At 39.8% G+C, this 15,187-nt stretch carries 8 protein-coding genes; 3 read left to right on the plus strand and 5 right to left on the minus strand.

Annotated features, from left to right (window positions below; translation table 11 throughout):
- Positions 1-35 precede the first annotated feature (35 nt).
- Together GNF10_RS02605 and GNF10_RS02610 are read right to left on the minus strand one after the other, a co-directional pair.
- A complete protein-coding gene (locus tag GNF10_RS02605; protein ID WP_185581850.1) occupies positions 36-1,079 on the minus strand; it encodes a nitrilase-related carbon-nitrogen hydrolase in 1,044 nt (347 codons plus the stop codon).
- Between the two features lie 25 nt (positions 1,080-1,104).
- Positions 1,105-1,866 (minus strand): red chlorophyll catabolite reductase, encoded by a 762-nt coding sequence (locus GNF10_RS02610; RefSeq protein ID WP_185581851.1) that lies wholly within the window; start codon positions 1,864-1,866, stop codon positions 1,105-1,107.
- Positions 1,867-2,044: 178 nt separating this feature from the next.
- Here GNF10_RS02610 and GNF10_RS02615 point away from each other — a divergent pair, with 178 nt between their 5' ends.
- Entirely contained in the window at positions 2,045-2,983 is a 939-nt protein-coding gene (locus GNF10_RS02615) for an NmrA family NAD(P)-binding protein (RefSeq protein WP_185581852.1), read from the plus strand.
- Positions 2,984-3,041: 58 nt separating this feature from the next.
- Here the strand turns inward: GNF10_RS02615 and GNF10_RS02620 are convergent, their stop codons facing one another.
- Entirely contained in the window at positions 3,042-3,818 is a 777-nt protein-coding gene (locus tag GNF10_RS02620) for a red chlorophyll catabolite reductase (RefSeq protein WP_185581853.1), read from the minus strand.
- Positions 3,819-4,410: 592 nt separating this feature from the next.
- On the opposite strand from GNF10_RS02620, the gene GNF10_RS02625 reads away from it, so the two are divergent.
- The gene (locus GNF10_RS02625; RefSeq protein ID WP_185607110.1) at positions 4,411-6,015 is read left to right on the plus strand and encodes a sensor histidine kinase; all 1,605 of its coding nucleotides are present in this window, start codon (positions 4,411-4,413) and stop codon (positions 6,013-6,015) included.
- Positions 6,016-6,358: 343 nt separating this feature from the next.
- Here the strand turns inward: GNF10_RS02625 and pbpC are convergent, their stop codons facing one another.
- Positions 6,359-8,743 carry a penicillin-binding protein 1C gene (gene pbpC, locus GNF10_RS02630; RefSeq protein ID WP_185581497.1) on the minus strand — a complete coding sequence of 795 codons (2,385 nt, stop codon included), beginning with the start codon at positions 8,741-8,743 and terminating at the stop codon, positions 6,359-6,361.
- Positions 8,744-9,233: 490 nt separating this feature from the next.
- Here pbpC and GNF10_RS02635 point away from each other — a divergent pair, with 490 nt between their 5' ends.
- Complete coding sequence (locus GNF10_RS02635) at positions 9,234-14,912, plus strand: alpha-2-macroglobulin (RefSeq protein WP_185581496.1); 5,679 nt, start codon at positions 9,234-9,236, stop codon at positions 14,910-14,912.
- Here GNF10_RS02635 and GNF10_RS02640 read toward each other — a convergent pair whose 3' ends face one another.
- Complete coding sequence (locus GNF10_RS02640; RefSeq protein ID WP_185581495.1) at positions 14,913-15,074, minus strand: type II toxin-antitoxin system HicB family antitoxin; 162 nt, start codon at positions 15,072-15,074, stop codon at positions 14,913-14,915.
- Positions 15,075-15,187 lie beyond the last annotated feature (113 nt).

Raw genomic sequence — 15,187 nt, forward strand, 5'->3', positions numbered from 1 at the left:
CCCCTCTGCCTCTTCCCCATTCCCCATTCCCCAATTCAAATTATCCCCAGTTGGGCTAACCGATCAATTGTGGTTTGCTGGGTTTGCAAAAAATGTTTGCGGTCTATTTCTCCCTCCAGCATAGTATTAGCTGGGTAGAAGTGTGATTGGTGATAACTTTTGGCGTATAGTTCAAAGCGTTGGCGGGCAAGTAAATTATGTAACCCTGGTCGGCGGCGATCGCGGCGTAATGCTCCTAAATCAATCTCGGCAAATGCTGCCATGCTCTCGCCTGCACCTGTTTCAGCTAAAACAATTCCGCGATGGTCGATGATTTTAGAGCCACCATCAGCCGAAGCTATGGGGATGGCAATATTAGCTATGCCTGCGGTATTAGCTGAAACCACGTAAGCCATATTTTCGACGGCGCGAGTGATTTTTGCTGCGTCTTTGGGAGTGAGATTTTTGTTGTATACTTCCGAGGTGGAATGGACAAAAATCTCTGCTCCTCGCATCGCCAGACACCGCGCAACTTCTGGATATAAAATTTCTTCTGATGCTAAAGCTGCTAAATTACCGATCGCAGTTTTGGCTACGGGGAAAACTCCCTCTAAACCATAACAGTCAAGATATTTATCCCAAACATCATGGGGAGTGGGAGCAAATAAGGAATTCAGCCGCCGATACCGCAAGACGATTGAGCCAGAGGGGTCAAGAATAAAGCAGGTTTGAAAGTACAATCCAGGAAAGTTGGGATCAACTTCGTAGGCGTTACCAGCTAAAAATATTTTATGCTTTTGGGCAATTTTACCCAGCGCCTCATACTCTGCACCAGCCATTTCTATACAGGCTTTTTCTGCCCATCCTCCAAGAGAATCTCCCATCGGAAAACCAGTGAGGAAATATTCTGGCAGTACAATTAAACGACAATCAAAGCCAATGAAAGCGATACTGGCAGCAATTTGTTGAGCTAGGCGGTTGATGGAATTTAGCATGAGCGATCGCGCTTCGTGGCGATCGCTTGTTTGATTGACTGCATGACAGGTAACTTGCAGCGCCAAAGCCCGGAATGAGTTGAGATTATCAGTATTATCTGCCATGCTGCATCCAAATTTTTTTACTACCTTATAGAATACGCTCGCCACCCCAGAGCGATCGCACTAATTTATCCGTCATTTCTGCCCCAAATAGCTGCACAGCAATTTGGTTGTCTGGGTCGCGTTCTGCAACAGTACGGCGCACAAATAAGTCACGCTCAGATAAAGCAGTCCGTTCTGATTCTGCTACTGGTTCAGCTTCATCTACCCAACCTAGCCAACGATCTATCATCTCATGCGCTACCGTGTGGACGCGAGCAAGTGTCTCTTCTGTAACTGGACTGGTGTAACACAAACTAGTATGAGATTGTACCTGACGGATATACAGCGTTTTGCTAATATACTGCTGAAAACGTGAATCTTTCAGGAACGCCAAATATGTCTGGTTCACAGGTTCGTAGTAACGATCCAAATAGTCGAGGTCAGTGAATAGATCGGTGCGAGGGACGTAATCTATAAAAAAGAACAGTTCTGGAACTGTGGCAAAGACAATAGCCAAATGAGGAACACGAATCTGGGACTTGAGCCAAACAGTTAGGTGCATATTGCAAAAGCCAGATTTAGGTTCGCGCAACCATGAATGCACCAGCCAATCAATTTCTGGGCCAGAGAAGGTATTGACCGAGCCGTGCGCTTCTCCAATCAAGGCAGAGTACTTTTGAAAGTTCTCGGTAGACGGATCTGAATATAATTCAAAACGAGCGTCTATTTTCTCACAGAGTTCATTTGTCCAACCCCACAATTGCTCAAATAAGACTGTATTGTCTACATTAATTTGCTGCTCAAGCACTGTTTGTACCTTTTTAGATAAGAATGCAAACAAACATAATATAAAAGCAAAAAGCCAGCATCTAGCTTCTGCCAGAATTCTTTCACTGAGCTAAAACAACTGTAAATGGCGTGGAATTATTGTTTGCTTCTCCTGTCTTTGGATAAACTTAAATCAAGAACTTCGGGTAGAAGAGAGAATGTCAAATTTCCGCGATCGCACAGAGTCAAGCACCGATAAAGTTTTACTCATCGGAGTTACTGGCGGCACGGGTGGAAATGTCGTTAAGGGATTTCTCGAACAGGGAGTTACCAACCTGCGAGTCATCACTAGAGAAATTGATCTTAATCGTCCAACTCTTGCAAAGCTCAACAATGCCGGAGTTGAACTGGTAAAAGCCAACCTCGACGATGAAACTTCTCTCATAGCAGCCTTTGCAGGAATTTCGGCTATTTACTGCCACGCCACTTCTGCGGATTCCGCTAAAATTGACCCGCTAGAGGTGGAGAGAGCCAGGCGAGTTGCACAAGCTGCCAAACAAGCTGACATTAAGCACTTTGTCTACAATTCGGCAGGTGGAGCGGATAGGAATTCCGGAATCCCCCGCATTGAGCAAAAGTACCAAGTAGAGAAAATTCTCAAAGAAGCGGGCTTACCGACTACTATGTTGCGAGCCTGCTTGTTTATGGAGGAGTTTTGGAAGAAGTACACGCGACCTTCTATTCTCAAAGGTAGTTTTCCGTTTTCAATTCAGCCAGATAAACCCCTTCATCTAATTACAACTAAGGATATGGGCCGCGTTGCTGCCTATGTAATTAAACATCCCACCAAGTATATTGGTCAAGAAATTGAGCTAGCTGGCGATGTGTTGACTCCAAAGCAAATGGCAGAGGCATTCTCCCAAGCGCAGGGGATAAAAGTTGTCCATAAAGAGACACCTGCTTGGATTTTCTTGCTCCTGCTGCAAAAAGAACTGTTCGATTTGATCCAGTGGTATCGCAAAAAAGGTTATCAAGCCGATGTCCAGCGTTTACGAGAAGAAGAATTTCCTGGACTTCTGGCCACATTTAGTGAATTTTTGGCAGAAACTCACTGGTCAAATGCGGAACTTACCTATGAGAGTCTGCGATCGCATTAGTACACTGTGGCAAAAGTTTGCTTACCTTTAACCAGTTGCTCAGAGCAACTGATTAATCTTAACAATGCCTACTGCCTAAACCTCCCCAGAGCGATCGCACAAGTTTATCTGCCAACTCAGAACCAAACATCTGTGCGACAAATTTATTACCTGGATCGCGTTCAGCACTGGTACGCCTTACCAACAAATCACGGGCTGCCAAAGCGATGCGTGCATCTTCTGGTAAGGGTTCAGCTATATTTACCCAAGTTAGCCAGCGTTCGAGGGTTTCGTGTGCAAGTGTGCGAATCAGTTCGAGAGTTTCCAAGGTGGGTGCGCTGGTGTAGCACAAGCTAGCAGGCGATTGAAATAAGCGAATATAGGCGCTTTTGCTAGTAAATGCCTTTAAGCGCCAATCGTCTTGCAACTTTAAGAATGTTTGATTAACTGGCTCATAGTAGCGATCGAGATATGCCAAATCGGTTAAAAGCTCAGTTCGGGCAATGTAATCTATATAAAATAAAATATTTCCATTTGGAAGTGTGCCAAACTCAAAAGCTAAATGGGGAACCTGGATATGCGACTTCAACCAAGTGGTGAGACGCATAGTAGTAAAGTTTGATTTTTCCGGGTTTCCCAACCACGAATGCACTAGCCAGTCAATTTCTTCCCCAGAAAAAGCAGTCAGTGAACCCTTCATATTGCCATCGAGACTGCTGTATTGCTGTAAATCTTCTACAGAAGGGTCTGGATGTAACTGGAAACTAGCCTCCAGTTTTTGGTGGAGTTCTTTTGTAATTCCCCACAACTTTTCAAATACAGCCTTATTGTCTAAATCGCTTGGTTGCTGAGTCATAGTTTGAGTTTGCGGTTTTTCTATAAACTTTATATTTAGTTTGCCACTTTTTGGCATCTAGCTAGTTGCCCATACCAAGTAACATATTCATCGAATTCAGGACTGTGATAAAAAACCCATCAACTAAAGCATGATAAAGCTATTCCAGCAATCTATATCAGCCGATGATTCTTCATTTGGCTATTAATTTAGATGAATATTTTTAAATAGATATATAGGAATTCGGTTTGATTTCTCAAAAGATACTTAGGGTGTATTAAGGATAGCGTAGCACGCCCAAGCCTCGATAATGATGCGTTACAAACTCCGTTAAAACACACTCTACAATACCTAATTCTGTCCAAAAATCAAATAGTAATTCTAATAATCAAACATTTTTTAAAAGCAAATTTATTAGGATTTAGTTTACCTAACTAGCCAAAAAATGATTTTGACGTTTGGTTAATACATCATTTTAATAGTGTATTAATGTTGCCTGGAAAAGCTTTTCCAACTATTTATTCAGTATTAATACTGAAAAAAAAGGCTTACAGGAAGTGTTAACTTTAGTTAATACACAATTATAATCTATCTAAAAAAACAATATAAAAAAATGCACCTGCCTTACAAACTGAGATTTATTTCTTCTCAACTAGTAACTGTAACAGTACTGCTGACATTATTCTTGTTTATTCCTCAAATTTGGCTCAACTGGCAAGTATATTATAACTTCAATAGTATTATTAAACATGAATTTAAACTACAAACGCTAAGTGATGAAATTACTTATCTTGATGAAGTATTAACGATGTCAGCCCGGATGAATGCTGCTACAGGAAACTCTATCTGGGAAAAACGATATCGCCAATTTGAGCCTAAACTCGATATTGCTATTAAAGAATCTATTAAACTGGCTCCTAAAGCATATCAAAATGAGGATGCCCAAAAAATTGATGTTGCTAATCAGCTTTTGGTAGCAATGGAATATAAATCTTTTGAGTTAGTTAACAAAAATCAAAAAGAGATAGCACAACTACTACTTTCTAGCCGAGAATATGAAACTCAGAAACACATTTATGCTGATGGTGTTGCCAAAAGAAATCGTAATATTTTACTTCAGTTACAGCAAAAGGTTGATGAATATTATAAAAGAATATTTTGGGCAGTTTTAGAATCTGTTATAAGTTTAGCACTGCTGATTCCAGCATGGCTTTTAGTATTGAATTTATTGCAGCAATACTTAAAAGATAAAAAAATTGCTCAAGTCGCCTTAGAAGAAACAAATTGTAAATTAGAAATGCAAGTGACGGAGAGAACGTCAAAGTTAGAACACAAAAATCTTCAACTAGAACAGACACTACAAGAATTACAATATACTCAAGTACAACTTGTTCAAACCGAAAAAATGTCCTCATTAGGTCAGTTAGTTGCTGGTGTTGCTCATGAAATCAATAATCCAGTTAATTTCATTTATGGAAATCTAATACATATTAGAAAATACAGTCAGCAATTACTAACTTTAATTAACCTGTATCAGCAAGAAAATTGTAATTACAACGCAGAAATAACTAGTTTGATTGATAAGATAGATTTAGAGTTTATTATTGATGATCTGCCAAAAATATTATCCTCAATGGAAGTTGGTACTGAGCGCATTCGTGAGATCGTGCTAACTTTGCGGAACTTCTCGCGTCTTGATGAAGCAGAAATGAAACCTGTTGATATTCATGAAGGAATTAATAGCACGCTAGTAATTTTAGAGCATCGCCTTAAAGAAAATCATAAACAGCAAGAAATTACAATAATTAGAAATTATGGTAATTTGCCTCTTATTGAATGTTATGCAGGAGGACTTAATCAGGTATTTATGAATATCTTAAGTAATGCTATTGACGCTTTATATGAACAGCAAGAGGAGTATTTAAAAAAAGATGTAAAAAAACATCTGAATTCTATTATTATCCATACTAAAGTTAAAAATGAAGATTTTGTAATTATTAGTATTAAAGACAATGGCATAGGAATATCAGAGAAAGTTAAGACTAGATTGTTTGACCCTTTTTTTACTACTAAGCCTGTAGGTAAAGGTACTGGCTTAGGGTTATCTATCAGTTACCAAATTATAGTAGAGAAGCATAAGGGAAAAATCAGCTGCATTTCTGCACCTGGGAAGGGTACAGAATTTGTAATTGAGATTCCCATCAAGCAGATGCAGTAAGTAAATATAAATTAATTTGGGATTTTCTAGGTTTTTCGGGCTAACCCAAGCGTATTATTTTTATAGTCATATCTTTGACATAATCTTGCAATGGTTTTGTCAATACGCTCTGCAATAATTCACTCATTAAACCGTTTAACGGAAGTAGGCAGGTAATTCCTGCCTTTTTTAATCAATGCCTTCTAGCAAGGTAAGGCATTAAGCTGGTACGCAAATAAGATTGCACATCAATTGGTGAAGTTGTCCTTTGTCCTTGGTAAACACAAATAACAAATTACTAATGACTAATGACGGTCTACACGGAAAATATTGCAATATGTATGCGCGTTAGCTTACTCTTCAATTATGGGCTATTTCCCTTTACCTGAGAATTACTGATAGAAAATCCTCGACGAGTAGGTTTAATATTAGCTAATTCCACCTTAAAACTTACCTTGTCAGTCATTTCACCACTTCTTGCTTCCAAATCCCACTTCCCAGGGCGTAAATTCCAAAACAAAGAATTAGCTGAATTTGTATCTAATTTTTCCCCATTTAGCCACCATTCAACATACGCAGATTTATTTCCTGCTAGCTTAAATTCGAGTTTTTGCTTTGCTTCTTCACCTGGATACAGTAAAAATAAATCGCCATGATGAGGAGATAAAATTCTCAAATTGGTAGAAACAAGACTCGATTGTTGTTGTTTTGCCAACCACTCGTTATACTCTGGTGGTAAGTTAAATTGATTGTTACCTTCGTAGGCAATTTTATCTTCTGGATAGAAATATTCTTGCACCACTGAAGTACAATCTGGTGTTGGTCGTAATCCTGAAATTGCACAAATAGGTAATTGCACTAAACCTTCTGGAGGCGTAAAAGCTGCTGGTTCTTGATGTTCGTGCAGGTGTAGCATAATCCGATTCCACAAGGGTGCAGCGCCTGTCACACCTGAAACTTGTCGCATCGGTTCACCATTGAAATTGCCTACCCAAGTAGCGACGGTGTAATCAGTAGTGAAGCCAACTGTCCAAGTATCACGAAAATTGGAAGAAGTACCAGTTTTAACAGCAACAGGAAAGGGTAAATTTAACACAGAGTTTACACCAAATGCTGTGGCACGAGCATGATTATCACTGAGGATATTAGTAATTAATTGCCATATCGTCGTTGAATTTTGGATGTTACATCGCATATTTGATGTGCTTTCAGCGCAACTTGGATTTTGGATTGAAGAATCGGAAAATGTGCTTACTAAAGGCGTAGCATCTCCAAGTCGTGCCATAGTAACGTAAGCTCTAGCTAATTCCCATAAACTGACTTCGCCACTACCGAGAGTTAACCCTAAACCGTAATGTTCTGGGGTTTGATTGAGGTTTTCAAACCCAAGTTGATGCAGTCGTTCTAAGAAAGTCTGCACACCTACTTTTTCTAAAACCCTCACTGCGGGTACATTCAACGAATTTGCTAAAGCAATTCGCACCCGTACAGGGCCAAGAAATCTCTCGGTGTAATCTGTTGGGCTATAAAGTCTCGCACCAGGAATTGCATAACGGGCGGGGACATCTGCCAAAATGGTATTTGGGCGAATTAAACCTTTTTCTAAAGCTAATTCATAGACAAAAGGCTTGAGGGTAGAACCTGGTTGACGTAGCGCTTGCACTCCATCATTGCGTCCTAGTTTTGCTTGATTAAAGTAATCAGGTGAACCGACATAAGCCAATACTTCACCAGTGTGGTTGTCAATCACCAACGCAGCTGCATCATGGACATTATTAGCGGCTAGGGAAGAAATTACCTGCTGTACCTGTGCTTCCACAAACTGCTGTAAAGGTCGATTTATAGTTGTGCGAATAACGGATTGATCCCCCCTAACCCCCCTTTTTAAGGGGGGGATTAAGCCCCTTTTTTCAAGGGGAGTTGGGGGGATTTGATTGGCTAACCAAAATAAAAAGTGTGGTGCGGCGATAATTCCCCGTGGGCGAGATTGAAATACAACTTTTTCGGTGTGTGTTCGGGCTGCGATCGCACCACTGATATACTTTTCTTGTACCATCCGATTAAGAACGTATTTTTGTCGCTGCTTTAACCGTTCCCAATGTTTATAAGGGTTAAAGTATGTGGGATTATTGGGGATAGCGGCCAACAAACTGGCTTGAGCAAGATTTAACTCATTCGCTGGGATGGAAAAATAAGTCTGTGCGGCTGCTTCTACACCATATATATTCCCGCCCATTGGTAGCCGATTAATATATGCAGAGAGAATTTCATCTTTATTCATCCCTGCTGTTAACCGCCAAGATAGCCAAATTTCTTGCAGTTTACCAGAAAAGCTGCGGGGGACGGGATCTAACATCCGCGACAGTTGCATAGTAATAGTGGAAGCGCCGGAAACAATTCGTTTCGCGTGGATGGCTTCTTTGCTGGCGCGGATAATAGCTTTCATATCCAACGCGCCGTGATGGTAAAAGCTGCCATCCTCGGCGGCTAAAATAGCATGGATAAACTGGGGCGAAACCTGACTTAGTGTGACTACTGAAGTGTGTTCTTGGTCACGGGTGAGTAATGTTCCTAATGGTAAACCATTGCGATCGCTAAATTGCATTGCCAACTGATTTTGGGCAATATCTGCGGCTCGAACGGGCGCAAAATAGGGTAATAAGCGTATAATCAGGCAGATTACCAGCACAGCTAGGATAAATTTGCTACTGTGCTTAATTTGGAGTAGCGATCGTAAAATTAGTTTCATCAGGGAATCCCTGTCAAGAAAACCTACCTTAATTTTGACGCAGCAATTACATCGATATCAGTAAATATGTCAAATCCTTAATAATTTATTTGAAATCATTTAGCAGATGTAAATTAATATTTGCAGAAGTTAAACACTTGTTCATAGTTAAGAATTGTAGTGATTTTTAGGAACAATCACATCTGATTAGTTATCTATGTAAATAAACATAGTTAAATCCAAACTCTAGGTAAAAAATAGTCATATAGCATCCTTTATTTGTCTTGGCATTGCCAACTCAATAGGGTGTGTAAAATTTTGTTCGCCATAACTTGTGATTTTTTTATTTTGAATTACTAAAAATATGATTATCAGATTTTTACTCCGTTTGCACTATAAAATTGTCTATTTCTTCCTTAGCGTCCTTGGCGTTCTTGGCGGTTCGTTAAAAAAAATTAGCCATTCCTCACGCCAGAAGAGAAGGATACAGTTTCTTCTTCTCTTTACATTCATGCTAGCCATGACAGGGTGTAATTTTTTTGGTATCAACTCAAATAAAGAACAACTCCCAGAAGTATCTCCCCTCACACCACCAAAATTACCAGACTGGATTGAACAAATAAGTCCCATTGGCGATGCAAAACCTCTCAACCAAATCCGCATCCGTTTTAAAGAAGCTTTAATCCCAGTTGAAAGTCTTGATAGTCCAGAACAACAGAAAATATTAGAAAAATTTGCCCTTTGGCCGCCTTTACCCGGTCAATTTCGCTTTTTAACACCGCGCATGGTAGGTTTTCAAGCTGAGAAAGCATTGCCAATAGCAACAAGATTTCAAGTCACTCTCAAAGCAGGTTTAGCTGATTTAAAAAATCATCGATTAGATAAAGATTTACCTTGGACTTTCAATACCGAATCTATCAACCTGACTAATTTACCCGGTGTCAATCCCATTGAAAAGGCTGATATTGAACCCATTGATTTACAACCAAAGCTACAGTTTACTTCCAACGTAGAATTAAATCTAGCTTCTGTACAAGAACATTTACAGTTAATTCCTCAAGGGCAAAACAAGGGTGTCGGCTTCAAAGTCGAATTAAATAAAGAAGAAAAACCAGTAAAAAATGAAGAAGACCCTTTAGAGAAATTTGACCCTTCAGCCCGCAATTGGATTTATAATCTCGTCCCACAACAAAACCTCGAAAAGGCAACTCCTTATCGTTTAGCCTTTTCTCCCGGAATACGTCCTGCTTATGGCAATCTCTCTACAGAAAAAGAATTTGCTAGTAAGTTAGTAACTTATTCACCTTTAGCATTCCAAAAAATTAACTTTTACGGACAGCCAGATTCAGGTGGAACTTTTGGAAGATTTATTAAAGGCAGTCCCCAGCTAGAATTTAATAACGTCTTACTGGCAGATTCAGCTAAAGAAAATATTACCATTAATCCAGCACCAAAAGACATTTCGAGAATCATCCAAATAAATGATGAAGATAAAATTGTTGGCATCAATCCTTATGCGCTAGAACCTGCTCAAACTTATACAATTACTATCGACGGAAATCTCAAAGATAAGTTTGGGCAGACTTTGGGTAAACCTGTAACACTTAAATATGATACTGGAGATTTAGCCGGGGATATCTGGGTACCATCAGATTTGAATATTTTCCCCACAGATAAAAATTTACAGCTAAATATTACTACCGGAAATCTACCAGAATCTGAATATAAAGCAGCTTATCGAGCAGTTAAACCGACAGACTTAGTTTATTTTAATAATAGTAGTGATTTATTAACACAACCATCTGATTGGCAAAGCTTTAAGGTATCGGGTAAGAAAAATCAATCAGTTGATATTGCTGTTCCTCTGCGGGAAAAAATAAGTGCAGCCACAGGAATGTTAGCTTATGGAGTGCAAGCCCGTACTAATAAATATCAGGAAAATGGTAAGGAATTGTGGCGAGAACCTACCACTTATGGCTTAGTTGAATTGACGAATTTGGGCGTATTTACTCAGTGGTTTCCTGAGTCAGGCTTAATTCGCGTCAATCATCTAACAGATGGTTCGCCAGTTCAAGCGGCGGCTGTGGAAATTTATCAATCAAAATTACAAGCAAAATCTCGCCCCGAACCAGTACCTTGTGCAACTGGTAAAACTGATGAAAATGGAATTTTTAGAATTATTCGTGATGGATTACAGCAATGTTATTCTGGCAATGAAAGTTCTAGTAAATCACCACAATTATTAGTAATTGCCCGTGAAAACCAAGATTGGGCATTCGCTAGAACTGAAGAATATAGCGGCGTTTATGGCTACGGTATTGATGCAGGTTGGCAAGATAGTAAGCCAGAATCACGCGGGGTAATCTTCTCAGATAGGCAGTTATATCAACCAGGTGAAAAAGCTTGGTTTACTGGTTTTGCTGGCTTCTTACAAAATGGCACAATCCAACAAGATAAAAATGCCGTTTACCAACTAACCTTGGTAAATCCTGATGGACAAAAGACCAGCCTAGGTACACAAACTACAAATGAATTTGGTACATTTTCTCTGGAATTGCCAATCAAAACTACTCAGCGCTTAGGCTACCATACAATCCAAGCTAAGGGTAAAAATGGACAAGAACTTTCTGGTGAATTTCGGGTGGCTGAGTTTAAGCCACCCAACTTTAAAGTCGAACTGAACTTAGATAAAGAATTTGCTTACATTGACGATAAAGTTGATATTAATGCTACCAGTAATTATTTGTTTGGTGCGCCTGTAGAAGGTGGAGAAGCAAAATACTTTATTACTCGTCAACATGCTAATTTTATTCCCAAAGGTTGGGACGAATTTACTTTTGGTCGGCAGTGGTTATGGCCAGAAGAATCTCCTAGCGTCTCTAGTGATGTGTTGCAAAATAATACCCAACTAGATGCTAATGGTAAAAGTAGTCAAACGGTGAGTGTGGCTAAAGATTTGCCATATCCTATGACTTACCAAGTGGATGTGCAAGTTGCAGATGTTTCTAATCTGTCTGTAGCGAATTCCAAAACTTTTACAGCCTTACCAAGTAATCGTCTCATTGGGTTAAAAAGTAATTTCATTACTGATGCTGGTAAGGCTTTTCCTATTGATGTGATTGTTACCGACCCTACAGGAAAACCGATAACAGGTCAACGCGTGCGCCTGGAATTACAAGAAATTAAATACAGCAGTGTCACTCAATTAGTTGAAGGTAGCCGAACGGCAAAAAATCAAGTTGAATATAAAACAGTCGGACAAGCAGAAATTACATCTGCTAGCAATCCCCAATCGGTAAGTTTGACAGCACCGGAATCTGGTTCATACCGGATTAGAGTTAATTTTAGCGATGCCAAATCCGAATTAAGTGCCACAGATTTACAAATTTGGGCAACTGGAGAAAATCCTGTATTTTGGGGTTCGAAAGAGAAAGATGTCTTAGAACTTAAATTAGATAAACAAGAGTTTAAGCCTGGTGAAACTGCTACTGTACTAATTCAATCTCCTTATTCAGATGCAGAATTGTATTTTGCGGTGATTAAAGACAAACCCCTTTATCAACAAATTACCAAGGTTCAGGGAAGCGCACCACAAATTCAGTTCCAAGTTACACCAGAAATGCTGCCAAATGCAGCCATTGAAGCTGTATTAGTAAGGCAAGGTAAACCAATCAGCCAAGTGGAATTAGGAACTTTAGATAACTTGGTGAAGATTGGTTTTGCACCTTTTAAAGTTAACTTAGAAGATAAGTATTTAAAACTACAAGTTAAGCCAGTGCAAGCATCATTAGAACCTGGTGCAGAAGAAACAGTACAACTGGAACTGAAGGATAATCAAGGAAATCCCACCAAAGGACAGTTTACAGTCATGGTGGTAAATGAAGCGGTGTTACAACTCTCTGGTTATCGTCCGCCAGATTTGGTGGATACAGTTTATGCAGAACAGACGATATCTACCCGCTTTAACGATAATCGCGCGGATGTCATATTACAACCACAAGATGTAGCTAAACCAAAAGGTTGGGGTTATGGCGGTGGTTTCTCAACTGGTGCAGCTAATACTCGCACTCGCACCGATTTTAAAGCCTTAGCTTACTACAACGCTTCTGTCCTTACTGATGCAAATGGTAATGCACAGATAACTTTTAAACTCCCGGATGACTTAACTACATGGCGGGTGATGGCTGTAGCCACTGATGGAAATCTGCGTTTCGGGAATGGGGATGCGACGTTTATCACCACCAAGCCACTGCTAACTAATGCCATCTTGCCACAGTTTGCCCGTCCAGGCGATCGCATTCTCGCTGGTTTATCCGTCACCAATAACACCGGGAATACAGGAAATATCTCAATTAATGGCGAACTTAGCGGTACTGTGAAGTTTGCTGACAAAAACCCCACAACTACTGCATTGCAAACCAAAGCTGAATCTGCAACTCATGCTTATCGCTTTCCAATGGTGGCGGATAGCGTTGGAGTTGGTAAGGTTCGCTTTACCACTCAGCTAAATGGTACAGCCGCAGATGCTTTTGAAGTACCTTTAGAAATTAAGCCAGTTGAAATTACAGAACAAGTCGTTGAAACTGGTGTCACTGAAAAACAGGTGAAAATTCCTCTGAATATTGATAAAAATACCTTCCCTGATGCGGGAGGTTTAGATATTCAGTTGGCGAGTACTTTAATACCGGAGATTCAAGCACCAGCGAAGCAGGTTTTAAAAGATAATGATTTGCCGTTTACAGAACCTGCTGCAAGTCAATTAATGATTGCGACTAATTTGCAAAGTATTGCCCAAAAATATGGCCAAACTTTTGCAGAATTTAATCCTAGCCAACAAGCTAATTTAGCAATTGAACAATTACAAAAACTCCAAATAGCCGATGGTGGTTTTGCTGCTTTCCCCGGACAAGAAAAATCCGACCCTTGGGTTTCTGCTTATGCAGGTGAATCTTTGGCTAAAGCTAGTCAGGTATTCTCTAATTTAGTCGATTCTGGAATGCTGTTTAGCCTGAAAGCTTATTTACAAAAAGTTCTAGCGAATCCTGGAGAATACGATTTTTGCAAACAACTACTCTGTAAAAGGCAACTGCAAATTAATGCTTTAATCGCACTAGGAGATTTAGGAGACAAACGCAATACTTTTCTCGCAGATATTTATGAACAGCGCAATAATTTTGATTTAGTAACTCAAATTAAATTAGCGCGATACTTATCTCAATTCCCAGAATGGCAAGATGAATCTCAACAATTAGTAAACAAACTGCAACAGAATATCTATGAAACTGGCCGCACAGCAGTTGTGAGTTTACCCAGCAGTTGGGGATGGATGAGTTCATCTACGACGACGCAAGCGCAAGCTTTACGCTTATTTATTGCCAAGAAAAGCAAACCCGAAGTTATAGATAAGTTATTCCAAAGCCTTCTCGCACTGCGCCGGGATGGTACATGGCAAACTAACTATAATAATGCCCAAGCACTAACAGCTTTGGTAGAATATAGCCAACTGCAACCTACACCACCTAATTTTGTTGCCACAGTGCAATTAGCTAGTAATAAGTTAGGAGAAAATCGGTTTGAAGGTTACAAAAATCCTAGCTTACAACTAATTGTGCCGATGAACCTATTACCTCGTGGGCGTAATGATTTAACGCTGCAAAAAGCAGGTAATGGCACTTTACATTATCTGGTTGCTTATAATTATCGCTTGCAAGGAAATCAACCAGGCAGATTTAACGGTTTACGCATAACGCGAGAAATTAGTCAAGTAAATGAAGAGAAAGTTTTGCAAAAAACGGGGATTTACGCTTTCGATAAACCCTTGACTTTAGCTTCTGGACAGGTGTTTGATATTGGTTTAGAAATCATCGCCGATCGCAGCGTGGATCATATAGTAATTAAAGATCCTTTACCAGCAGGTTTTGAGGCGGTGGATGCAAGTTTTCAAACTACCACGGCTGCATTACAAGCAAAAGCTGATAGCTGGGAACTTGGGTTTAAGAATATTTACCGCGATCGCATTATCGCATACGCCGACCACCTGGAACCAGGAGTTTATAGCCTGCATTACTTAGTCCGTTCTGTCACCCCTGGTACATTTTCCTGGCCTGGTGCAGAAGTTCACCTGCAATATGCACCAGAAGAATTTGGGCGTACTGCTGAGTCTACATTGATATTGGAGGATGGAAAGTAATTATTCATCTTCCAATGGCTCTAGGTAAAGTTCTATTGCTTCTTGGATATTCTCTAATGCTTCTTCTAATGTTTCTCCTTCGCTTATACAGCCAGGAAGTGAGGGAACATGGATAGTGTATCCGCCTTCGTTACTGGGTTCTAATACAACTTTCAGTTTCATAACTTCGCAATGAACTTACTTTTCTATTTTTAATGATTTTTAGTCATCACATTGTAATTGAAGCATGAAAATTTGAAAGGAGCGATGCCATGAGCGCCTACACCCAACCACTT

The organism is Nostoc sp. UCD121 (genome assembly GCF_014222285.1).
Classification (GTDB): domain Bacteria; phylum Cyanobacteriota; class Cyanobacteriia; order Cyanobacteriales; family Nostocaceae; genus Nostoc.